Annotated in this window: 21 protein-coding genes; 9 read left to right on the top strand and 12 right to left on the bottom strand. The window is 66.7% G+C overall.

Features of this window, described 5'->3' with window-relative positions:
* Nucleotides 1–18 precede the first annotated feature (18 nt).
* From AB0M22_RS26695 to AB0M22_RS26660, 8 genes are read right to left on the bottom strand one after another with little or no spacing between them, the layout of a single operon-like run.
* Nucleotides 19–1,359 (bottom strand): cation:proton antiporter, encoded by a 1,341-nt coding sequence (locus tag AB0M22_RS26695; protein ID WP_364732220.1) that lies wholly within the window; start codon nucleotides 1,357–1,359, stop codon nucleotides 19–21.
* A 45-nt stretch (nucleotides 1,360–1,404) separates the two neighbouring features.
* Nucleotides 1,405–2,646, bottom strand: a complete 1,242-nt coding sequence (locus AB0M22_RS26690; protein ID WP_364732217.1) for an ATP-grasp domain-containing protein — start codon at nucleotides 2,644–2,646, stop codon at nucleotides 1,405–1,407.
* Nucleotides 2,633–3,898 carry a methylaspartate mutase gene (locus AB0M22_RS26685; protein WP_364732214.1) on the bottom strand — a complete coding sequence of 422 codons (1,266 nt, stop codon included), beginning with the start codon at nucleotides 3,896–3,898 and terminating at the stop codon, nucleotides 2,633–2,635. Before AB0M22_RS26685 ends, AB0M22_RS26690 begins: the two co-directional genes overlap by 14 nt.
* Before the next feature lies 1 nt (nucleotide 3,899).
* Entirely contained in the window at nucleotides 3,900–5,381 is a 1,482-nt protein-coding gene (locus AB0M22_RS26680) for a hypothetical protein (protein WP_364732212.1), read from the bottom strand.
* On the bottom strand, nucleotides 5,378–6,616 hold the full coding sequence (locus tag AB0M22_RS26675; RefSeq protein ID WP_364732210.1) for an ATP-grasp domain-containing protein: 1,239 nt from the start codon (nucleotides 6,614–6,616) through the stop codon (nucleotides 5,378–5,380). The genes AB0M22_RS26680 and AB0M22_RS26675 overlap by 4 nt, the downstream gene beginning before the upstream one ends.
* On the bottom strand, nucleotides 6,616–7,101 hold the full coding sequence (locus AB0M22_RS26670; RefSeq protein ID WP_364732207.1) for a cobalamin-dependent protein: 486 nt from the start codon (nucleotides 7,099–7,101) through the stop codon (nucleotides 6,616–6,618). The genes AB0M22_RS26675 and AB0M22_RS26670 overlap by 1 nt, the downstream gene beginning before the upstream one ends.
* On the bottom strand, nucleotides 7,098–8,387 hold the full coding sequence (locus tag AB0M22_RS26665; RefSeq protein ID WP_364732204.1) for an MFS transporter: 1,290 nt from the start codon (nucleotides 8,385–8,387) through the stop codon (nucleotides 7,098–7,100). The genes AB0M22_RS26670 and AB0M22_RS26665 overlap by 4 nt, the downstream gene beginning before the upstream one ends.
* On the bottom strand, nucleotides 8,384–9,496 hold the full coding sequence (locus tag AB0M22_RS26660; RefSeq protein WP_364732201.1) for an LLM class flavin-dependent oxidoreductase: 1,113 nt from the start codon (nucleotides 9,494–9,496) through the stop codon (nucleotides 8,384–8,386). The genes AB0M22_RS26665 and AB0M22_RS26660 overlap by 4 nt, the downstream gene beginning before the upstream one ends.
* Nucleotides 9,497–10,123: 627 nt before the next feature.
* Between AB0M22_RS26660 and AB0M22_RS26655 the strand changes: the two genes are divergently transcribed.
* The 7 genes from AB0M22_RS26655 to AB0M22_RS26625 all read left to right on the top strand — a co-directional run bounded on the left by AB0M22_RS26655 (nucleotide 10,124) and on the right by AB0M22_RS26625 (nucleotide 16,559).
* A complete protein-coding gene (locus AB0M22_RS26655; RefSeq protein ID WP_364732198.1) occupies nucleotides 10,124–11,110 on the top strand; it encodes an asparagine synthetase A in 987 nt (328 codons plus the stop codon).
* Entirely contained in the window at nucleotides 11,107–12,357 is a 1,251-nt protein-coding gene (locus AB0M22_RS26650; RefSeq protein WP_364732195.1) for a glutamate synthase-related protein, read from the top strand. The genes AB0M22_RS26655 and AB0M22_RS26650 overlap by 4 nt, the downstream gene beginning before the upstream one ends.
* A gap of 36 nt (nucleotides 12,358–12,393) precedes the next feature.
* The gene (locus tag AB0M22_RS26645; protein ID WP_364732192.1) at nucleotides 12,394–13,302 is read left to right on the top strand and encodes a 2-dehydropantoate 2-reductase; all 909 of its coding nucleotides are present in this window, start codon (nucleotides 12,394–12,396) and stop codon (nucleotides 13,300–13,302) included.
* A 60-nt stretch (nucleotides 13,303–13,362) separates the two neighbouring features.
* A complete protein-coding gene (locus AB0M22_RS26640) occupies nucleotides 13,363–13,854 on the top strand; it encodes a cupin domain-containing protein (RefSeq protein ID WP_364732189.1) in 492 nt (163 codons plus the stop codon).
* Between the two features lie 29 nt (nucleotides 13,855–13,883).
* Nucleotides 13,884–14,663, top strand: a complete 780-nt coding sequence (locus AB0M22_RS26635; RefSeq protein ID WP_364732187.1) for an SMP-30/gluconolactonase/LRE family protein — start codon at nucleotides 13,884–13,886, stop codon at nucleotides 14,661–14,663.
* 66 nt (nucleotides 14,664–14,729) lie between these two features.
* Complete coding sequence (locus tag AB0M22_RS26630) at nucleotides 14,730–15,887, top strand: alanine racemase (RefSeq protein ID WP_364732184.1); 1,158 nt, start codon at nucleotides 14,730–14,732, stop codon at nucleotides 15,885–15,887.
* A gap of 75 nt (nucleotides 15,888–15,962) precedes the next feature.
* Nucleotides 15,963–16,559, top strand: a complete 597-nt coding sequence (locus AB0M22_RS26625; protein WP_364732181.1) for a TetR/AcrR family transcriptional regulator — start codon at nucleotides 15,963–15,965, stop codon at nucleotides 16,557–16,559.
* Between the two features lie 6 nt (nucleotides 16,560–16,565).
* Here AB0M22_RS26625 and AB0M22_RS26620 read toward each other — a convergent pair whose 3' ends face one another.
* Nucleotides 16,566–17,447, bottom strand: coding sequence for an oxidoreductase (locus AB0M22_RS26620; protein ID WP_364732178.1), 882 nt, complete (start codon nucleotides 17,445–17,447; stop codon nucleotides 16,566–16,568).
* A gap of 114 nt (nucleotides 17,448–17,561) precedes the next feature.
* Between AB0M22_RS26620 and AB0M22_RS26615 the strand changes: the two genes are divergently transcribed.
* Nucleotides 17,562–18,116 (top strand): TetR/AcrR family transcriptional regulator, encoded by a 555-nt coding sequence (locus tag AB0M22_RS26615; RefSeq protein ID WP_364732174.1) that lies wholly within the window; start codon nucleotides 17,562–17,564, stop codon nucleotides 18,114–18,116.
* Nucleotides 18,117–18,119: 3 nt separating this feature from the next.
* On the opposite strand, the gene AB0M22_RS26610 is transcribed toward AB0M22_RS26615, so the two are convergent.
* The 3 genes from AB0M22_RS26610 to AB0M22_RS26600 form a co-directional block, all read right to left on the bottom strand.
* Entirely contained in the window at nucleotides 18,120–18,437 is a 318-nt protein-coding gene (locus tag AB0M22_RS26610) for a hypothetical protein (RefSeq protein WP_364732172.1), read from the bottom strand.
* 33 nt (nucleotides 18,438–18,470) lie between these two features.
* Nucleotides 18,471–19,421, bottom strand: a complete 951-nt coding sequence (locus tag AB0M22_RS26605; RefSeq protein ID WP_364732169.1) for a hypothetical protein — start codon at nucleotides 19,419–19,421, stop codon at nucleotides 18,471–18,473.
* A 108-nt stretch (nucleotides 19,422–19,529) separates the two neighbouring features.
* Complete coding sequence (locus AB0M22_RS26600) at nucleotides 19,530–20,774, bottom strand: family 1 glycosylhydrolase (protein ID WP_364732166.1); 1,245 nt, start codon at nucleotides 20,772–20,774, stop codon at nucleotides 19,530–19,532.
* A gap of 199 nt (nucleotides 20,775–20,973) precedes the next feature.
* Here AB0M22_RS26600 and AB0M22_RS26595 point away from each other — a divergent pair, with 199 nt between their 5' ends.
* Complete coding sequence (locus AB0M22_RS26595; RefSeq protein ID WP_364732163.1) at nucleotides 20,974–22,644, top strand: BCCT family transporter; 1,671 nt, start codon at nucleotides 20,974–20,976, stop codon at nucleotides 22,642–22,644.
* Nucleotides 22,645–22,664: the final 20 nt, after the last annotated feature.

Here is a 22,664-nt window from a genome sequence, read left to right as displayed (position 1 = left end):
ACCGTCTGGACGCCGTAATCACGGTGTCCGCGAAGGGATTTCCTCGGCAACCGGTTCGAGTCCTCGGCGGCGCAGGTCGGCGCCGGAGAGGAGGGGCCAGTCTTTGCGGAGGACGTAGTCGAGCCAGAAGCCGCAGGCCTGGGAGGTGAGGACGGCGGTGAGGACGAGGGTGGTGTAGAAGGTGGCGTTGATGATGCCGGTGTCGAAGGCGACGGAGGCCATGACGATGCCGGGGCCGCCGCGGGCGTTCTGGGTGACGGCGAGGTTGATGATGTCGAGGCGGTTCATCCCGGCGAGTTTCGCGCCGAGGCCGACGGACAGGAAGACGACCAGCGAGGTGCCGAGGAGGAAGCCGGCGAGCATGAGCGGGTCGAAGGTCTTCGAAAGGTCCAGGCGGTAGCCGACTATCGCGAAATAGAGCGGCACGAAGAAGTGACCGGAGACATCGCTGAGCGATTGCATCGGGTCACGGAAACGTTCCTGCTCGGTGCCGCGCATGCCGCCCATGACACCGAAGCCGGCCAGTAGGGCGGCGAAGGCGAGGGTCACGTCGAGCGCAGCGGCCAGGGACACATAGCTCAGGAACACGGTGAGCATCCACGCGATGGGCGAGTTGCGCGCCACCACATTCCAGCCGGCCCGCGAGAGTTTGCGCAGCACAGCGGGCATGACGGTGAGGGCGATGAGCACGTAGGCGGCATTGACCGCCAGGTGACTGCCGATGGTGGCGGTCAAGTCGCCGCTGTCGGTGTTCAGGGTGGCGGCCGCGATGGCGGTGGCCACCGACAGCACGCCCCACAGGGCGATGTCTTCGAGTACCGCGGAACCCAATTGGAGGCTGGCGAAGCGGGTGTGCAGGATGCCGAGGTCGTAGAAGATCTTGGTAATGACCGGGATCGAGGTGACCGCGGTGGCGGCGGCGAAGACGAGGACCACCGCCTGCTCGCTGCCCGCAGACCCGGTGAACTCCTCGAGCGGCAGCAGCGGCGCGGCGAAGAGCGCGATGAAGAACGGCAGCGGGGTGCCGATGCCGAGGATCCAGGCGGTTGCTTTCCGATTGTCCTTGCCCAGCAGGTGTTTTGCCGCGCAGCCGGAGACGAACATCAGCATGAGCAGCCCGAGGTTGTAGAGGAAACCGAATACCACGGCCTTGGATTCCGGATTGCCGGTGCCGAACAGGTCGGCGGCGAAGCCGGGCGCGAGCTTCCCGAGAACCGTTGGACCGAGCAGGATTCCAGCAAGAATCTCGCCGACCACCTTGGGCTGGCGCAGTTTACGGAACAGCTGACCGAGGAGGTTGGCCCCCAGCAGCAGCACCAGTATGGCGAGCAGGATCTGTCCCAGTTGCGGATTCGTCATCGAAGCTTGTCTGCCTTTCTGGCGGCACCTCCCCTGGGGCGGTGGCTACAGCAACTCGTGCTCGATCCGACGAAGGGTCCGATACGACCGTTCGATCTCGGCGGGGTCCTGATGGACCAGGAACACCACGCCCGGCGAGGAGTTGAGATCGACGGTCGGCCTGGTCATCATCTGGTCGGCGATGCGGAAACGCACACTCTCGATGGCCGGCAGTCGTTCGAGCTGCTCGCGCAGCACCCGGGCGGGCAACGGAACCTGCCGGTGCGCAATGAGATTCACGCAACGCGCCTGTTCCCGCCGCGCGTACACCAGTGGTTGGGCCGCCAGCGCCCGACCTTCGCCGACGTAACAGTCCATCGTCAGATCGACCTGGTTCACCCCGGTCCCTCGGTCGAGCGCGCCGGGATTGGCCAGCCCGGACAACCGGGCCCCGGTCTCCAGCAGCACCGGACCCGTTGCGGTATAGATCAATTCGGTATGCGCGGGCCCGTTGGCGATGCCGAGCGCGTCGAGCACACCCGACACATAGTCGAGGATCTCGCCGAACCGCGGGTCCGACTCGGAGAGCAGATCCTCGCAGTCGTAGATCCGGCGGTTGTCCCGCACGGTCACCTTGTGGCTGATCCACACATCGGTGAACCAATGCCGGCCGTCCCGGCTCACCGAGTTGACGATGTACTCGTCGCCGGCGAGATACTCCTGCGCCAGCACGTCCGCATTGGTCCGCAGCATCAGATTCGTTTTACCGAGAATCGTCCCGACCGCGGCACGGATCTCCGCGTCGGAGTCGCTGATGAACACGTCCTCGGATCCCGCGCTGTCCAACGGCTTGATCACCGTGCGCTCGAGTCCCGCGGCGCGCCGCCATTCCAGCAGTCCCGCAACGTCGTTGCCGCGCCGCTGCCGCGCGATCCGCAATCCCGCGGCGGCCACCGCCTCCAGCATGTAGAACTTGTCCCGCCGCACATACGACAGCGCCGGATCGTTGCCCCGCAACCCTAGTTTCGCGGCGATCTCGTCGGCCACCTCGACGCCGAACTCGCTCGCCGCGATGACCGCGACCGGCGACAGTTCCGCGAGCCGATGCAGCACGTCGTCGGCCTGGTCGGCGTAGGACAGATCCTCGTCGAACAACTCGGCGGGCAGGCTCGCCGCGAAGGTCGCGGGCAGATGGGCCCGGGACCGGACGTGGATCAGGCGATGCCCGCGCCGCGCGTGCCGGGCGAGCAGCGCGCCGGTGGAGAACGCGTCCACCAGGACGACAACGGACGGATTACCTTCGGACATCGAGCATCCCATCGGGGTGGCTGTCATAACTGTTGGCCACGTGGTCGAGCATCCCGTAGAGGGCTGCGGAGCCGAGTCGGGCAAGATCGTCGCGACCGGCGCTGGCGGGCAAGGGAAGTCGGCCCAGCTTCCCCCAGCGCAGCGCACCCTGCTCGTCGATGACCGAGGTGGTCGCGCCGAGGTTGTCGGAGTGCAGGCAGAAGGGGACGTCGAGCAGCCCGGCGGAGAACGCGGCCAGCAGGGCCTTCCCGACGTCCGGGTCGAGGTTGAGCACGGTGTCGATCAGGGTCCGCGACTCGTCGAGGACCTCGGCGAAGTACTGCCCCTCGCTCGGCGACGCCGGATCGAGCGGCCCGGCCGCCTCCTCCGACGCCATCCGCAGCGCCGCAACGTTTTCCGCGATCGACGGGATCTGCCAGGCCTCCGACACCGTCTTCACGATCATCCGTTCGCACCCGGTCGCCGCGGCCAGCCGGGCGCTGTCGCGGATCAGCCGGGTCGCGCCGTCGGGTGTCCGCGGGAACAGACCCATGTACGTGTACAGCACGACATGCCAGGTCACATCGCCCAGATATTCGGCGGCGAGGGTCCGCAACGCGCGCAGCGCACCGCGATCCTGTTCGGGCAGCGTGCCTTGCGCGTAACTGAACGACATGTACCGCAGGCCGTGCTGCCGGAAGAACAACCCCTCCAGCACCCCCATCGCCACCAGCAGCGAGGGGGGACACAGCTGACCGAGCAGGCAGCCGCCGAAGCTCTCGATGTGGCCGAATTCGGCGGCGTCCGCGAGATACCGGGTGCTTTCCGCCCACGCCTCGACCGCGTCGCGCAGCGGCAACCGGCTGTAGGGCAGGCAGTAGGAGACCGGACCGCCCTCGGTCGCGTCCAGCCCGACCTCGACCGACCGCTGGAAGACCCGCAACGGCAGCGCGGTGCCGTGCCGGACCTGCACCGGAAACGTGGGCCTGTACAAGCCGGACAACAACTTTCGGGTTTCTTCGACCGGGTGGGAGACGATCGGATACCCGTTCAGCTCCTCCCCCGCGGCCAGCCGCTCCAGCGGCGTCCGGTAGTCGCCGACGCGGGTGTAGCTGTCCAGCGTGAGCGTGCCGATCACCGGGAAATCCAGGTGCGCGACCCGAGCCAGACCGTCCCGCATGCCTTTCAGGCTGCCGAAGCCCATGCGCGGCTGCACGACCAGCTGCCCCGCGGCGGCGCGGTCCGCCACGAAACTGTCGAAGAACCCGGCCACGTCACCTACCCGAAATCAGCTCGAGGGTCGGACGTCCCGACTGCGCGTCGACCGTGTGCACCTCGGACTTGTGCGGGTCGCCCGCACGCACCCTGGCCATCACGGTGTCGCCGGAGGCGAAGTCCACCAGCGAACTGCCGTAGAGCGTGCGCAGGTGCGAGATGGACAGCCCGGACACCTCCGCCAGCCACCCGGCGGCGCTGTCGTTGCCCGGCTCGCCGCGCAACGCGGCGTGCAACGCCGGCAGCTCGGCGACCCGCTCGGGGTGGCGTCGTTCGACGAATTCGGCCAGCCGCGCACCCTGATCGGTGAACGGCGAGAACACCATGGCGACCAGCGCGTCCTCTTCCAGCCCGAACGCGCTCTCGGCATACGCGGCCGCGACCTCGCGCCGTTCGACGATCTTGTCCGGCGAGGCGTACCGGCCGAGGGCGAGATCGATGAGCCGGTCCGGCATTTCCTTGCGCCGCATCATCGTCTCGGCGAACTCCAGGTACTCGGTGATGCCGGCCTCGTAGGTCCGTCCCTCGACGTACTCGACCCGCAGTCCACGCAGATGCGCCATGAGAGTCGGGTTGGCGCAATCGGATTCGGTGAAGCTGAAGGCGAGATCGTCGAAGCGGAAGCCGAGGAAATCCACGATCAGGTCCCAGTGATCGTGCACGCGATAGCTGACCAGGTCGTAGATGGAGACGAAGGTGGGCTGCACCGACCGGTCCCCGACCGCGACCTCGCGTTCGGCCGGCTCGTGCTGGTCGTCGCCGAACAACTCGCGGAAGTACGCGTCGCCGACACCGCGCAACGCGGCCAGCAGGTCCTGGAACGTCATGCCCTTGCGTTGCACGTCGATGCCGATTCCCTTGGCCAGCCGCAGAATCCACGCGGCGTAGAGGGCCTGTTCGCGGCGGGAGTCGCCGGTCATGATGGCGTCGACGCCGCCGCGCCACCAGGCGGCCCGGCCGTAGAAATCAGCGACCGCAAGATTGCAGCTGTTGCAGAACGTGGGGCGTCCGTCGCCGGCCGATCGGTGTCCGTTCATCAGCACGTCGAGCCGGTTGATCGCCACCAGCTTGTCCGGCAACGGCAGATCGACGCGGAAACGGCGAATCTCGGTGTGGTCGATGGTGAGCAGCTCGGCGCGGTCGTCGTCGAGCAGGCCGAGCGCCGAGTACACCCGATCGATGTTCTCCATCACCGCGCCGACCACGCCCGCGTGCCGCATGTTCGCGACCCGCATCAGGAAGGTCCGGTCGTGGGTGAGTTGCAGGTGCAGCTGCACGGCCCGCACGAACGCGACGACATAAGTGCTGTCCTTGCCGCCGCCGTAGGCGACCATGACCTTGTAGTCGGCGAGGTCGTCGAGCCCGCCCGCGTCCTCGATCAACTTGTCGCCGACAGCGGCGACCCCTAGTCGCTCCTCCTCGGTGAGGAAGCCGATCAGCTGGTCATAGCGTTTCTGGTCGTCCTTGGCATCATGGTTCACAGCGATTCCGCCTCGAAGTCGAAGTTCTCGATGATCTTTCGGATGCCGGCCTCGACGACGTGCTCGTCCTCGTGCAGCAGAATGAAGCGCCCGCGATGCAGCGCGTCGTACGCGCCGCCCGGCGCCAGCACCTCGCCTTGCGCGGGCAGCAGTTCCCGCCACACGATCGGCACCTGGTCGCGCATGGACGCGACCCGCACCACCCGCTCGGACTGCTCGGCGGACTTGGGCATGATCAGCCACCCGCCGGAGGAGTCGACGACCTCGGGGATCGGCGGGACCGGACCACCCGAGAGCACCCGCAGGAACATCTCGTACAGGTTCACGCCGAACACCCGGTAGAGCAGGTGCGGTACTTCCGCGCCGCCGACCCGGCCGCCGATCTCCAGGAACACCGGATCACCGGCCGGGGTGATGAACACCTCGAGGTGAAAAGGTAAGCGGCGCAAGCCGAGTGTGCTGGCGATCAGCTGGGAGAAGTCCTCGATCAGCTTCCGGCGCGGTGACGGACTCATCAGGACCGAGCCGAGCGGAGCGCCGTGGGTGAAGGACAGGCAGTCGTTGATATAGCGGGAAACCGCCTGGAACGCGATGTGGGAATGGTCGTCGACGAAGCCGTCGACGTGGTAGATCTCCCCCGCGATGAACTCCTCGATCTCGTAGCCGTCCAGCTCGACGTTGCTCAGTGCCGCAGTCAATTCGGCGTCGTTGTCCACCCGGCGTACACCGATGCTGGCGGCAGCGGCGACCGGCTTGAGGATCAGCGGATAACCGTTGGCCGCAGCGAACGCACGTACCTGGTCCGCGCTCGTACAGCTGGCGAATCGCGGCACCCGGACGCCCGCCTTGTCCAGCACCTCTTTCATCCGGACCTTGTCCCGGTAGACGGCGACCTCGTCGCGATCGGGTCCGGGAATCCCGAGATCCTCCCGGACCTTGGCCGCGATCTCCAGGGTGAATTCCGAGAGCGCGAGGAGTTCGTCGATCGGGCCGACCCGATCGACGATCACCTGGACGGCCGCGCGCAGGGCGTCCACGTCGTTGACGTCGCCGACCTGCACCTGACAGGCGATCTTCGCCGGGTCCGCGAGCACACCCAGGGCGCCGGGACCGTCGACGACGTAGCTCACCTGGTTGGCGTCGTGGTCGATGAATTCCTCGTAGCGGGTGAGTTCGTTGTCCCAGCGGATCCCGTCGTCGAAGCGTGGCCATCGATTGACGATGACGATGTGCATCAGAACACCTCTCGGGTCGCGGCGTCCTGATCCCACGGGGTGATCAGCGCCGGGTCCGCGCGCCAGGCGGAGAAGCCTTGCGCCAGGCCGAATTTCAGGAAATCTTGGAAACGGTCGATGGCGTCGTCGCCGAGGAACACGTCGGTGAAGCCGAGCTCGAGCAGTTCGCTGCGCACCCGGTCGTCGTCGGAGACCGCGGTGGTCAGCTTGCCGCCGATGGCGCACGCCACCTCGAGACCGTTCTCCTTCAGGTGGTTCAGCAGGACCTGCGCGCCGTGGAAACCGTGGCCGTTGACGCTCGACACCACCAACAGGTCGGGGCGGTCCTCGCGAATGGCGGCCGCCACGTTGTCCACCGGCGTACACGTGCCGAGGTTGTGTACCGACGCGCCGTGCTCCTCGAGCAGCTTTTGCAGGTAGACCAGGTTCCAGAGATGGGAATCGGACTCCACGGTGCACAGCACGCACCGGAAACGAACGTTCATGTCACGACCTCAACGTTAGCGATCTCGCGGGCCTGCAAGGCTTTACGGAAGCTGGCCATGGTCAACGGCAGAAATACCGCGCCGAACAGGCAGAGCAGGATGCCCAGCCACAGCGCGAGTCGTTGGGGGCCGATGGTGGCGCCGAGACCACCGATCAGCAAGCCCGCGATCGGATAGGACAACAGGTTGAGCAGATAGAACGGCCCCATGACCTTGCCGAGGTGCTCGCGGGGAATCACCTTCACCCGCTGGGTGCGGTTGTAGATGTTGTAGAGCGCGTCGCCGACGAGCATCAGGACAAAGGCAGGGGCATAGACCCAGTAGGACGGTGCGAGGGCCGCGATCAGGAGCGCGGCACTCATCAGCCAGAAGCCGGTGACACCGATGGGTCCGACGCCGACGCGCCGGAGCAGCGCAGGCATCAGCAAGAGGTTCAGCAGCCCGGTGACGCCGACGGCCGCGTTGAGCGCGCCGTAGGCCGAGTCGGGTGCGTGAAAAACGTCGGTGACCAGGGCTGCGTTCGAGACGATCAGCACGCCGACCACCAGGTTGATGGTGAAGTTGAGGATGCCGAGCAGCAGCACCGGCCGGATGCGCACCATGAGCTGCCAGCCGATTGCCAACTCCGGCAACACGTGCCGGGCCGCCCAGCCCACCGCGGCGCGCACCTTCGGCCGGGGCAGCGGCAGCCAGGTCAGCGCGCTGATGCCGAAAGCGGCGGCGGCGACCAGCAACAGCCACAGCTTGCCGAGGAACGCCGCGGCCAAGATCGCGAGGGCGGGTCCGAGGGCCATGGCGAGCAGTTCCATGTTCTGCACCAGGGACTGCACGGTGGCGATCTGCGAGTCGCGGGCGATCTGCGGGACCATGCGCTCGATCGACATCCGGATGGGCGCCACACACACCGACAGGCACGCCCCGCCGGTCATCAGCGCGGGAACCATCCAGCCGGGTCGAATCAGGCAGATCAGCACGACGATCACCAGGATGACCGCGCGCATCACCGCGACCCGGGTGAAAAGCCGTGCGCCACCGTCCCGGTCGGCCAGCAGGCCGGCGAACGGGTAGGCGATCAGGGCAGGCAGCCACTCCAGGGCGAACGCGAAGCCGAGCGTGGACACCTGCTTGGTGTCGTGAAAGATCAACAGCGGCACCGCGAACAGCACTACCTGTTCGGCGACCAGTCCGAGCAGAACACCGGTGGCGAAGAGTGCGCTGACCTTACCCACCCGGTCGGCTCCGCCGCCTGCCATCCCCCAGCGCCGGGGCACCGCCCTGGTCTTCACCCCAGCCGTCTCTCGTGTTCACGAATGAGCGGCAGCACGTGGGTGTAGAAGATGCGCATCTCGTCGCGGGTGGGCCAGCCGGAGAAGATGAACTCGCTGACCCCGACCGCCTTGTACTGGTAGAGGTAGTCGGCGACTTCCTGGTAGCTGCCGACCACGCACAGCGCGGGTCCGCCGCGGTAGGGCACGAAGCCGGAGTAGATCATCGGCGAGAGCCAGTCGCCGTCGGCGCCTTCGGCGAGGCGGAACGAGGTCTTCACCGCCACCGAATCCGATGCGGCGACGACCTGCGCGACCCACGCGCGGTGCGCTTCGTCGGGGTCTTCCTGCATCGCGGCGAGATCGGCGAGGGCCTGCTCGCGGGTCTCCCTGGCCAGCACGTGCATGCGGGTTCCGACGCGAATTCCCTTGTCCAGCACCGGTTGTGCGGCGGCGCCCATACCTTCGGGGGTGTCGCCGTAGCGCAGCCAGCAGTCGCCGAACATGGCGGCGGTTTCCTGCGCGATGCCCGAGGCGCCGCTCAGGTAGATCTCGGGGCGGCCGCCGCCCTTGTAGCCGAGGCCGAGCGCGGCCTCCTTCAGCACGTAGTGGTCACCCTCGTAGGTCAGCGGTTTCTCGCCGCGCCAGAAGCGGTGACAGATCTCCAGGAACTCCTGAGTGCGCGCGTAGCGGCCATCGTGCGCGACGAAATCGCCGTAGCCCGCCTGTTCCGCGGGCGAGATGCCGGCCACCAGGTTCAGCGAGATCCGGCCGTCGGACATCCACGAGATCGTGTTCACGACCTGGGTGAACAGCGTCGGCGAGAGCAGGCCGGGGCGGTAGGCGAGGATGAAGGTGACATTCTGGGTCTCCCGGACCAGCGCGCCGATCATCGGCAGCGGGTCGGGCATGTAGTCGGCGATGCCCATCAGCAGGGAGTCGACGCCGAGCGCGTCCGCCTCCTGTACGAAGTCCACCATCCCGTCGAAGTCGAGTTCGCCGACTCGGTACTTCTCGGTCGCTTTCTGCTGCCCGCTGTCCAGCGGCGCACACCAATGAAACCTCAACTGTCCCTCGTCGATGTTTCGGGCGGCAGACAGCGGGGCGAAGTTCGTACGGTCGTAGTTCATTGTTATCGGGATTCACTTCCGGTATCGCAACGGCGGCATGAGAAGATGCTCAGCACCAATTCAGACAATAGCTGACTCCAAGACCGCCCTCTCAGAATTCACACACCCGAAGCTGTACCCCCCAGATGCTCCCAACGGAAGTCGCACCCCGTACCAACTCCCGGCCCTGTTAAAGCAAAGTTACATGGACTTCCGGTCGCTGTCAAAGGAGTATAAGCTGCCCCAGCGGCATGGTTTCAGCAATTGTTCGGCCACCCGCCCGCAGCGGCCCGTGCGACACTCTATAAATGATCTTCAACGCAACAACCCCCCATTCGGGGGGATAGACGCGACCCCCTGGCCGGGGGGTGGACAGCGTCATTCGCGAAGGGGAGAATTGGCCCGCAACCAGTGCGTATGCCGGAGAGTGGAACGGGATCGGGGGGTTCGACGAAAACCGTCACATAATGGTTTCCCGCCAGTTACCGAGTATTCAAGTCGACGACTCGCAGGATAGGGAACTTGGATATAAACGGTAGCCGATATTGGACCAATTGCATACGAGGGATCGTCGGATATCAGGTGATTTAATCCGCCTGTCACATAAACCCCTCGCACGACTATTGAACGGATCGGACTTTGCCTGAATTGACTGAACCGACCGCGCCGCCACTACCGCGCGTGCACCTCACGTCGAAGCGAACCGTTGCGGCGTTGACCGTGCAGGCACGATTCCTGGCCGCCGCGCGGGAATTCCTGACCGCGGAGGGATTCACCGAACTGCTGCCGCCCATCATCGGTCCGGTGACCGATCCGGGCGCGCGCGGCGCGAAACAGGTCGATATCGATTATTACGGCCACCGCTACAAACTGATGACGAGCGGCATTCTCTACAAGCAGGCCTCGCTGCTCGCCTTCGACAAGATCTTCCACGTGGCCCCGAACGTGCGGCTCGAACCGCTGGAGACCGCGGTGACCCACCGGCATCTCGCGGAGTTCCACCAGCTCGACGTGGAGATCGCGAACGGCTCCCGCGAAGACGCCATGGACATCGCCGAGCGACTGACGAAGTACGCGGTGGAATACGTCCTGAGCAGTGCCCAACGGGAACTGGAGGTGCTCGACCGCGACCTCGAACAACTGAAGCAGGTGCTGGCCGGCCCCTACGACCGCAAGCGGCACACCACCGCGGTGACCGAACTGCGCGGCCTCGGCTTCGACCAGCGCGAGCACACCGAGATCGAGTGGCAGGGCGAGGAAATCATCTCCGCCGCCGCCACCCGCCCGTTCTTCATCACCGACTACCCCAAGGGTTCGCGCGGCTTCTACGACAGCGAGAACCCGGACGAGCCGGGCATGCTGCGCAACTTCGACCTCATCTTCCCCGGCGGGTTCGGCGAAATGATGAGCGGCAGCGAGCGCGAGTCGGATTACCGCACGTTGCTGACCCGCATGCGCGAAACCGGGGAGAACCCGGCCAAATACGAGTGGTACCTGACCCTGGCTCGCGACGGCCTCTCGCCCAGCGCGGGATTCGGCCTCGGCGTCGAGCGGTTCACCCGGTTCCTGGGTGGCCTGGCCGCGGTCTGGCAGGCCACCGCGTATCCGAAGATTCCCGGGGAGCTGCGTCCATGAGCGTGCTCTCGGCGCCCGGCTTCCCCGAGCGGGAGGTCCGGGCGCGGGCGCGAACGGCGGCGGGTTCGGTCTTTCCGGACAACGCGCAGTACGGTTCGACGCTGTTCGGCCAGGAATCGCCCGCGGCGGGACCGGAATCCGATGCGATCGACCGTGCTCGGCTGGTGCCACCGGTGTTCGTGCCGCTACGGGCGGAGAAGATGTTCGATCTCGGGCGCGAACCCCTCGCGGGTGACGTCGACCTGACCACGACCATCGGCGGTCTGCGGTCGACGCTGCCGGTGTATGTGTCGGCGTTCGGGTCCACCGCGGTGGCCGACGGCGACCTCGGTGTCGCGGTCGCCGGACAGGCCGGCGCCGCCGGGGTGCCGATGGTGATCGGCGAGAACATCGTTCCGGTGTCCGGGTACGGCCGGATGGCCGACGAGCAGCAGAGTTCGCTGCTGCGCCGGCTCACCGAGTACACCAAGATGGCGGCCGAGGACACCGGCGGCGTGATCGTCCAGCAGAGCACCGAGGACGCCGACGCCGAGGTCTGGAACCTGGTGTACAGCGATCCGGCCAGCGAGGCGCTGCTGACCTCGGGCCGGTTGGCCTTCGAGTTGAAGGTGGGTCAGGGCGCGAAACCGGGTGTCGGCGGCATGACCCTCATCCCCCGCGAACGGGGCGAGGACCTGTCGGCGCAGTACGACATTCTGGATATCTACGATCCCGCCGCGGCGCAGGTGCTGCGTTGCGCCACACCCGGCACATTCACCGAAGAGATTCTGCGCCAGCAGATCCGGTTGATGCGCAACAACTATCCGCGCTGTCGCGTCTGGGTGAAACTGCCGCCCGCGCGGGATGTCGGCGACGCGGCGGCAGTCGCGTGGGCGGCCGGCGCCGACGCGGTGACCATCGACGGCGCCGAGGCGGGCACGGGCTGGGCGCCGCACGGGTTCCTCGATCATGTCGGGCTGCCGCTGGCCGAATGCCTGCGCCGGGTCGCCGGCCGGGAGCGGGACGGTCACAGCTTGCTGGTCTCCGGAAGATGTTGGGAGGGAACACGAGTCGTCAAATGCCTGGCGCTCGGGGCGTCCGCGGTGGGACTCGGTCGCGCGGCGCTGGTGGCCGCGGACGAGAATGCTGATCGTGGACTGACGAACCTGCTGTCGGCGTTCGAACTCGAGCTGCGGCTCTTGATCAGCGCGCTCGGCAAGTACCGGATCGCGGATCTGGCCGCCGAGGACATCTGGTTTCCCTGCTGACGAAAGGACGCGATGAACTCGGAGCGACCGTGGCGTGTGGCAGTACTCGGACCCGGAGGTGTCGGCGGACTGGTAGGTGCGCTGCTCGCCCGGGCCGGACATGAGGTGATCTTTCTCGGCGGACCGGATTCGGTGCGTGCCGTGCGGGAGCGAGGCATGCGGGTGCGTAGCGGGATGTTCGGTGATTTCACCGTGCGGGCCGAGGCGGCCGGCGAGTTACGTGCGCCCGTCGATGTGTGTTTGGTGACGGTGAAGCACAACGTGCTCGACGCGGCCGTCGAACGGGTGTCCCCCGCTGCGCTGGGCGACGGTCTGGTGCTGCCGCTGCTCAACGGGATCGAACATCCGGCCGCGCTGCGCGCGCGGTATCGGCCGGAACTCGTTGTGCCAGGTGTGATTCGGGTGGCGTCGTCGCGAGTTGCGCCGGGGTCCATCGTGCACGGCAGTTCGTTCGTCGAGATCGATCTGGCGAGCGCCAGCGCGTCGCCCGAACGGCTCGACGAGCTGGCCACGCTGCTCCAGGGTGCCGAGGTGCAGGCGAAGGCGCGCGCGGACGAGGCCGCCATGCTGTGGGGCAAACTGTTCTTCCTCGCTCCGTTCGCATTGCTGACCACGGCCCATCGGTGCGCGATCGGCGACATGCGCACCGTCCATCGCAAACAGCTGATCGACCTCGTCGCGGAGATCGCCGAACTGAGTCGGGCGGACGGCGCACCCGCGGATGTCGAAGCGGCACTGCGGTTTTACGACGCCTTCCCACCCGAGGCGCAGTCGTCGATGCAACGTGACGCCGAGACGGGACTACCGTTGGAGCTGGACGCGATCGGCGGTGCGCTGCTGCGCATCGGTCAGCGGCATGCCGTGCCGATGCCGCTGACCGAGCGCCTGGTCGCCGACCTGACCCCGCTGAGCAAGGGGTCGGCTGCGGCCGGATCGCGACGCTGACCGCTCGCCCCGCACCGCCGCCGATAGAATTCGGGCTCGATCGAATCAGGAGGTCGACTCGTGACAGCGAAGGAACCACTACCGAATTCGTCGGCGGCCGGTGCGTGGCGGGACAACGGCGTACAGGTCATCAAGGCAGACCAGCTCGACTCGAACACCGCCCAGACGCCCGGAATGGACCGGGCGGCGGCGATCAATGCCGCCCGTGTCGGCGCCCAGCAGATCTGGGCGGGAACCGTCACCATCCACCCGAATGCCAAGACCGGCGCGCATCATCACGGCGCGCTGGAAAGCGTCATCTACGTCCTGCGCGGACGCGCCCGCATGCGCTGGGGCGAGCGACTCGAGTTCGTCGCCGAAGCCGGCCCCGGCGATTTCATCTTCGTGCCGCCCTACGTCCCGCACCAGGAAATCAACGCCAGCACCGACGAGCCCCTCGAATGCGTGCTGGTCCGCAGCGACAGCGAGGCCGTCGTCGTCAATCTCGACATCGACGCGGTAGAGCAGCCCGACACCGTCCACTGGATCGATCCGATTCATCGGCAGCCATGACGACGCCGGGTGACCATCGCGGAGCTGTGATGCCGGCCGAATTGTATTCCGCGCCGGGGCTTCTCGAAGCGCCGGTGCTGGAAGCGGATGGCAGCGTGTTGTTCTCGAATGTCACCGGCGGTGGGGTGTTCCGGTACTCCGACGGCCGTGCCGCCACCGTGATCGAATCACGTCGGGGCATCGGCGGCCTCGCGGTGCATGCGAATGGCGGGCTTCTGCTGACCGGACGCGATGTGTCCTACGCCGAGGGCGGCGGACTTCGGCCGATCCTGACCGTCGACGGCGCGACCGGGTTCAACGATGTCACGGTCGGGGCCGACGGTTCGCTGTATGTCGGCGTGCTGCGGCACAATCCGCAGCGCGGTGAACCCGCCGGGCCGAGTGAAGTTCTGCGGATCGATCCGGACGGCGTGGTCAGCACCGCGGCGGCGGATATTCGATGGCCCAACGGGTTAGGGTTCGCGCCCGACGAGGAGACGCTCTACGTCTGCGAATTCGCCGAGAGCAGGGTGCTCGCGGTACGCGACGGCGAGATCCGGGTGTTCGCTACCGCGCCGCGCGGTGAATGCGACGGATTGGCGGTCGACGTGGACGGCGGCGTATGGGTGGCGCTCGGCAGCGCAAGCGCCATCGCGCGATTCGACTCCGACGGCACCCTCGACACGGTGATCGACCTGCCCGACGGTTTCGTCTCGTCGGTGGCCTTCGACCGGAACACGCTTTACATCACCTCGGCCGGACGTCTGCTCAGCCACACCGTCGAGCAGGCAGGGCTGCCGATACCGGTCGCCCGCATACCTACATCATGAAATACGCAGCAGCCGAAGCAATTCCGACTCGGCGATCCGACCGCGGCATTCGGGTAACGTGGCGCCATGAGTACCGTCGCTGATCCACGAGCCAGGCTCGGCGCCCTCGCCGATCGACCGGTCATCCGTCAGGCGCTCGAGCTGATCGGACAGCCCGGTTCGCGCCAGGCGATTCCGACTCCGGCGGCGGTGATCGACCGGGCGGCCATGCACCGCAACCTGATTCGGGCGGCGACGATCTGTCACGATGCCGGAGTCGCGCTGCGCCCGCACGCCAAAACGCACAAGTCCGCGGATCTGGCTCGGCAGCAGCTCGCGGCCGGTGCGGTCGGCATATGCGTGGCCAAAGTCGGTGAGGCCGAGGCCCTCTACGCCGCCGGAATCCAGGATCTACTGATCACCTCACCGATCGTCGGAGCGCAGGTGGCGGCTCGGGTCGCCGATCTGGCCGCGGCGGGCGCCTCGGTCGCCGTCACCCTCGATCACCCCGACAACGCCGCCGCGCTCGCCGCCACCGCCCGTACCGATATCGATGTCCTCATCGATGTCGACGTCGGCATGCACCGCACCGGCGTACCGAACCCGGCCGCCGCACTGGAACTCGCCGCGGTGATCGACACCGCGCCCCGGCTCAGGTTGCGCGGCGTCCAGGGCTACGGCGGCCTCTGGCAACACATCCCCGACGCCACCGAACGCCATGCGGCGGTGGCCGCCGGCATGGCACAGCTCAGCGCCGCCATCGAGCTACTAGATCGGCACGGCCACGACACCACCATTCGCACCGGCGGGGGCACCGGCACCCTCGACGCCGATCTCGCGATCGGCGTGCTGAACGAGCTACAGCCCGGCTCCTACACCGTGCTGGATGTGCAGTACCGCGTCGTGCGCAGCGATTGGCTCGACAGCTTGGAACACGCATTGTTCGTGAGCGCCACCGTGATCAATGCCGCACAACCGACGTCACTGACCATCGACGCCGGCCTGAAGGCTTTCGCCACCGACGCCGATCGTCCGGGCACCGACCTCGGCGAATACCTCTGGTACGGCGACGAACAAGGTCTCGTGCTGACCGACGCACCCGACCGTCCGCGGCTCGGCGCGCACCTCGAACTGCTGCCCCCGCACTGCGATCCGACCGTCGATCGCTACGACGTCATCCATGTTGTCGAGGACGATGTACTCGTCGATCTATGGCCCGTGCACGCCCGCGGTCGATCTCAATAACCCGAATATGTAGTCGTCAGCTACAAAGTAGTCAACGACTACACTGTGTCGTATGCCGAATCCTCCGTGTGCGCTATGAGCTTCCGTAAACGCTCGTACCACCACGGCGACCTGCGCGCGGAACTGGTGCAGCGGGCCGAGGAAACACTGCGCGAATCCGGCGTCGACGGCCTGTCCTTGCGCCAGCTCGCGCGTGACGCGGGGGTCAGTCACGCCGCACCCAGCCGCCATTTCCGGGACAAGCAGGCCCTGCTGGACGCACTCGCCCTGAGCGGCTTCGAACGGCTCGCCGAGCTGAACCAGGAAGCCACCATCGAGGGGACCTTCCCGGAACGCATGCTCGCGATCGCGCGCGTCTACCTGAAGTTCGCCATCGAGAATTCCGAACTGCTCGCGGTCATGTTCACCCGCAAGCACAGTCCCGATTCCGGCCCGGATACGGCCGCGGCGGCCGAACGAGCGTTCGCGGTGCCGATGGCCATCATCGCCGAGGGGCAGGCGCGCGGCGAGGTCGCGGCCGGCGACCCGATCCGGATCGGCCTGCCTGCCGTCGCCGCGATGCAGGGACTCGCCACGTTCGTCGGCACCGGATTCGTCACCGCGGAGAACTCCGACGAACTCCTCGCCGACACCATCGCGCAACTCATGCAGGGGTTGCGCCCGCGGGACTGACGCAACTCACACAGACGAGGGCACGCGGGTGAGCCGCTCGGACAATTCCCATAGCCGGCTTGCCTTTTCGGCGTCACTTGCTGCCGCGGAACGTCCGACGATGACGGGATTGCCGCGCAGTTCGAACGGCCCGCCCGGTCCGATGTAGCTGGCCGGCGGTAGTTCCTGGCTGGCGGCGTAGAGGGTGGGCAGCGCTCCGGCGGCCGCGTCCTGCGCGAACAGCTTGTTGCCGATCTGCATCACGCCGTCGACCAGCCGGCTACCCGAGTGGCTCTGCAAGTTCGTCGCGGCCCAGCCGGGGTGCGCGCTGTGCGCCTGCAACGATCCGGTGGCCGTGAATCGGCGCTGCAATTCGAGGGTGAACAGGAGGTTCGCGAGCTTGGATTGGGCGTAAGCGCCTGCCGCACTGTACTTCCGGGTTTCCCAGTTCAGGTCGTCCAGGTCGACGGTGCCGCGGCGGTGCGCGTGCGAGGACACGGTGACCACGCGGTCGGTGATATGCGGCAGCAACCGGTTCGTCAGCGCGAAGTGGCCCAAATGGTTTGTGCCGATTTGGCTTTCGAACCCGTCCTTGGTCTTGCCCGCCGGGACGAGCATGATGCCCGCGTTGTTCACCAGAACGTCGAGTTCGCCGGTCCATTCGTCGGCGAAGCGCCGGATCGAGGCCAGATCGGCCAGGTCGAGGGCGCGCACCTCGGTGCTGCCGTCGATCCGCCCGGCCACCTCGCGTCCGCGCGCGACATCACGCACCGCGAGCACGACGTGTGCGCCCACCCGCGCGAGTTCCCGGGTAACCACCAGGCCGAGCCCGCTGTTGGCGCCGGTGACGACGACTCGACGTCCCGCGAAGGAGGGTAGATCGCTAGAGGTCCATCTGTTATCGGTCATGTCCGCCAATGTAGGCGTCGACAACAAAGTAGTCAACGTCTACATTGCCGTCGCGGCAGCGGATAGACCGCGAGTTCCTGCGGGCGTGTAGGACAACCGGGTTCAATGAGGGTTATGACCGATCTGCGCCGAGACGCGCTGCGCAACCAGCAGGAACTGCTCCGCGCCGCGACCGCCGCGTTCTATCGCGACGGACTGCGGGTTCCGATGTCGACCATCGCCGCCGAGGCCGGCGTCGGAATCGGCACGCTGTACCGGCACTTCGCCACCCGTGAGGACCTACTCAGCCACCTGACCCATCGCTCGTTCGAGCAGGTGCTCGCCAATGCGCAAGCGGCCGAGCGAGACAGCGCGACCGCGGCCGACTGCCTCCAGCTCTTCATCGAGGCCGCGATCAGCCAACGCAACGAGCTGGTCCTGCCGCTACACGGCGGACCACCGGTGACCGCACCCGAAACCGAGGCCCTGCGCGCGGAAATCCACGACTTCGTGCAACGGATCATCGACCGGGGCATCGCCGACGGGACGCTGCGCCCGGACACCACGCATCAGGACATCGTCGCTTTCGGCGCCCTGGTCACCCAGCCGCGCCCCACCGACCCCGACTGGGACGCGACCTGTCGCAGGCTGCTCACCACCTTTTTGCGCGGCATCCGCCAAAACAGCTGAGGCTCAGCGCGATTCCGCGAGGACGAGTCCCGTCCAGGCCGCCGCCCGATGGGCGGCGACGTTCATGACCTGCCCGGTGGCGAGGGCGACGACATAGACGGTGCCTTCCGGGACGCCGCCGTCGTAGGTGTCGAACCAGGCGATGAGCCCGGATTGCGGCGCGTCACAGGGCCGTATGTCCGCGAACGCGCCCACGGCAAAGCTGAGCTCGGCGAGGCTGTCGGCGGTGAGCTTGGCCAGGTTGCCGTCGGACGCATCGGCGACGGCGGCCGCCTCGCCCTGGGATACGCACTCGGTGACCACGAAGAAGTGACCGTTCATGCAGGGGATGGTTGGCATGTCGCTCCGATCGAACTATCGGGAGGGCGGCTCGAAGCCGGGGATATCGAGTTTCGCGCCGATCGCCGCGATGGCGTCGACGAGCGACAGTCCGCCACATTGCGGCCAGCCCTGGCCACGCGGCCCACGCATCTGGATCCACTCCGCGCGAATCCGCGCCTCGGTGTCGCGCGGCAGCGGCACCTGGGTCGGCCCCGGCGGGACCGCGAATCCGGGGATGCCGAGCGTTTCACCGACCAGGGCGACGCCATCGACAAGCGTGTGACCGGCCAATTGCGGCCAGCCGTTGCCGCCGAGGCCCATGAAGTCGATCCACATGTCCGCGACCGGGTCCGGCGCGACCGACCCGACCCCGCAGGCATCGGCGAACTCCTCCGGCGAGTACCCGTTTGCGGCGTTCATGTCGCAGTTGCCGAAAGGCGGTGCGCCTTCGGGCAATCCGCCGCCGTAGCCGCGTCCGTCGGTGTACTGGTGGGCGATCTGGCCGGGCAGGTTGGGGTTGCTGCCGTACCCCGCGCCGATCACCCGGAGCCCGTCCGGGCGGACCCGCCACATGTTGTTGAAGTCGGACCGGTTGGCGTACCCGATCACCCGCTGGGTCGCGCCGAGCCAGTCGACCAGCCGCCAGTAGGCGCGATTGATGCCGTCGGACTGATCCCCGCCGGGATTGCCGCCGGATTCCACATCGACCATCGCGATCATTTTCGGATGCGGGCCACCCGCCTGACCGACCATCGACCGATGGGTGTCGACGGTATCGAGCCAATTCGGCCGCCAGTACATGTAGACGATGAAGCACGAGATCCGGCCTGCGTCCGCGGCGGCCGCCGCCCACGCATAGTTCCGGGCGAAATTATGATCTCGGTACGTGCCGTCGTTGGAACGTAGCGAGAAGATCTGATACGGATACGAGTCGTCCACCGGTACCTGGTATTCGGACACATCCGCGAAAAGTGAATCGACCATTGTTGCCTCCACTGAAGCGTTGTCGGTGACCAATTTTCCGCTTCCGCGGCGGCGTCGGACAAGCCCGTGATCCGCCCCACGGTACGACCGTCGGATATTCGGTTCGGGTTACGAACGCGCGCTCGAATCGGGGAGGGTGACCGGATCGGTACAACTGCTGGGCGGGTCGACGTAGGAGCACGCCAGCGGCGGGCGAGTCGGGCGATAGGTGGCCGGAACCCCGCCGGCGCGGACGATATCACGATAGGCCTCGACCGCGCCGGTCGGCTTGCGCACGAGGTCCGGATCGGTCTGGACGTCGACCGTATAGAGCCCGAAACGCGGTGTGTAGAAACCCCATTCGTAGTTGTCGGTGAGACTCCAGTAGCAGTAACCGATCACGTTCATGCCGTCCATCCGGGCGCGTTGCAGCCAGTAGACGAGATCGCGCAGATAGTCGGCGCGGTCGTAGCCGTCGGGACGGGATTGCCCGTTCTCCGTGGGCATTCCGTTCTCGACGACGTAGAGCGGCTTGTCCGGATACAGCCGTGCGTAGTGCCGCAGCGCGTAGTAGACGCCCTCGGCCTGCAGCGGAAGTTCCCAGATCTGGCGATCGCCCGGGGCGGGCTCGCCGGGATCGTCCGCGCCGAAGTAATAGTCGACGCCGAAGTAGTCGAGCTTGCCCGAGATGCGGTCGACCATAGGCTGATTCACCTCGGTCTCGCGCCCGGACACATAGCCGACGTTGCAGGTGACCATCGCGTCGGGCTGCACCTGATGGATGTAGTCGTAGCTCGCGTTGTGCACGGCCGCGATCCGCTCCTCGATGGTCTGCGCCGGGACTCCGGTGTAGCGCATCTCGTAGACGATGTAGGCGACCGGCTCGTTGACGGTGACCCACAACGGATTTCGCGGCGCGAACCGGTCGACCACCACGCGCATGTTGGCCAGCCAGTCCTCGACCATGCCCGGGTTGTTCCAGCCGCCGCGATCGGATTCCCAGCCCGGATAGACCCAGTGGTCCAGCGTGATCATCGGCCGCATGCCGGCCGCGACGATGGTGTCGAGCACCGCGTCGTAGAAGCGGAGCGCGGTTTCGTCCCACTCCCCCGGCCGCGGCTGCACGCGCGCCCATTCGACGCTGATCCGGAACACCTGCACACCCAACGCACCGGCGAGCGGAATGTCGGAGGTGTAGCGGGAGTAGAAATCGATCGAATTCCCGTACGGCTCGAAGTTCGACTCGTCGATGTAGCGCAGCCAGTTGCTGTCCGGCGCATGTCCTTCCGACTGGAAGCCCGAGGTGGCCACGCCCCAGAGGAAATCAGGGCCCAGCGGAGTCACCGTCTGGGGTGAAACATCGTCCCGCGCCACTTCATCTGTGTACCACAGCGCCGGAATTCGAAACGCAGGCCATTGTGCCGCCGCACGTAGCAAGACGTTGTACGGTTGCCCAGATGTAACACCGGGCTTCCCGGAAGTACGCCGAAGCGATCGGAGAAAGAAACTCATGTCGACCGATACCGGCCAAAACTCCGATGAAACAGCCACGCACACAGCCGGAAAGCCACCGGTGAAACGCGGTATCGATGGGCTTGTCTTCGGCATCACCGCGATCTGCGCGCTGGCGTTCGTCGCGTGGGGCATCGTCGATCACGCCGGCCTCGGCTCAGCCTCGGCCGACGCGCAGTCCTGGGTGATCACCAAGACCGGTTGGCTGTTCGTGCTGGTCGCCTCGGCGTTCGTGGTCTTCGTCATCTGGCTGGCCGCCAGCCGGTACGGCAAGATCCCGCTCGGCGCCGACGACGAGAAGCCGGAGTTCCGCACCACCTCGTGGATCGCGATGATGTTCAGCGCGGGCATGGGTATCGGCTTGATGTTCTGGGGCGTCGCCGAACCCGTCACGCATTTCACCAGCCCGCCGCCGGACACCGCCGCGCCAGGGAGTTCCGAGGCCGCCGAGGTCGCCATGGCGACGACGCTGTTCCACTGGACACTGCACCCGTGGGCGATCTACGCCGTCGTCGGCCTGGCCATCGCGTACGGCACCTTCCGCAAGGGCCGCTCCCAGCTGATCTCCTCGGTCTGCCGGCCGATTCTCGGACGGCACGCCGACGGCATCGGCGGGCGGGCGATCGACATGATGGCCATCTTCGCCACGCTGTTCGGTTCGGCCGCCTCGCTCGGCCTCGGCGCGTTGCAGATCGGCGCGGGCATGGAGTTCAACGGCTGGGTCGACTCGATCGGCAAGATCGGCCTTGTCGCCATCATCACCGGCCTGACCATCGCGTTCATCGTCTCCGCCATCTCCGGCATCGACCGCGGCATCCAGTGGCTGTCCAACATCAACATGGTGCTCGCGTTGCTCATCGCGGCCTTCGTGTTCCTGGTCGGCCCAACCCTTTTCATGCTCAACCTGCTGCCCACCTCGCTGGGCGACTACATCGACCTGCTGCCGAAGATGGCCTCACGCACCAGCGTCAGCGGCGGCGACGAGATGCAGAAGTGGCTGTCCAGCTGGACGGTCTTCTACTGGGCCTGGTGGATCTCCTGGACCCCGTTCGTCGGCATGTTCATCGCCCGGATCAGCCGTGGCCGCACGATCCGGCAGTTCGTCACCGGCGTGCTGCTGGTGCCGAGCCTGGTCAGCCTGGTCTGGTTCGTGATCTTCGGCGGCGCAGGTATTTTCCAGCAGCGCGAGACCGGCGACCTGACCGAGGCGGACGGCTCGATCGACTCCAACTTCACCCTGTTCCACCTGCTCGACCATTACCCGATCGCGTCGGTGACCGCCGTCCTGGTGATGATCCTGGTCGCGATCTTCTTCGTCTCCGGCGCCGACGCCGCCTCCATCGTGATGGGCACGCTGTCGGAGAAGGGCAGCCTCGAACCGTCCAAGGCGACGGTCATCTTCTGGGGCGCGGCCACCGGCGCCGTGGCGGCGATCATGCTCGTCATCGCCGACAAGGCCGACCTGGGCGGCGCATTGACCGGCTTGCAGGCCCTGACCACCGTCGTATCACTGCCTTTCGTCCTGATCATGGTCCTGCTGTGCGTCTCGCTCTACAAAGACGTCCGCTCCGACCCGATGATCCTGCGCGAAGAACGCGGCGCCGAACTCATCGAAAGCGCAGTCGTCTCGGTAGTCGAGAGCGAGGAACGCCACGACTGCGACTTCGGCCTCGTCACCGAACGCGTCAACGGCACCCAACCCACCACAGCGGAGCAGCCCGCCACCGAGTGAACTGTCACACACCTGTCACA

Origin of the sequence: Nocardia sp. NPDC051756 (assembly GCF_040681495.1) — a bacterium.
Classification (GTDB): Bacteria; Actinomycetota; Actinomycetes; order Mycobacteriales; family Mycobacteriaceae; genus Nocardia.
This window is presented reverse-complemented; position numbering and strand designations above follow the sequence as displayed.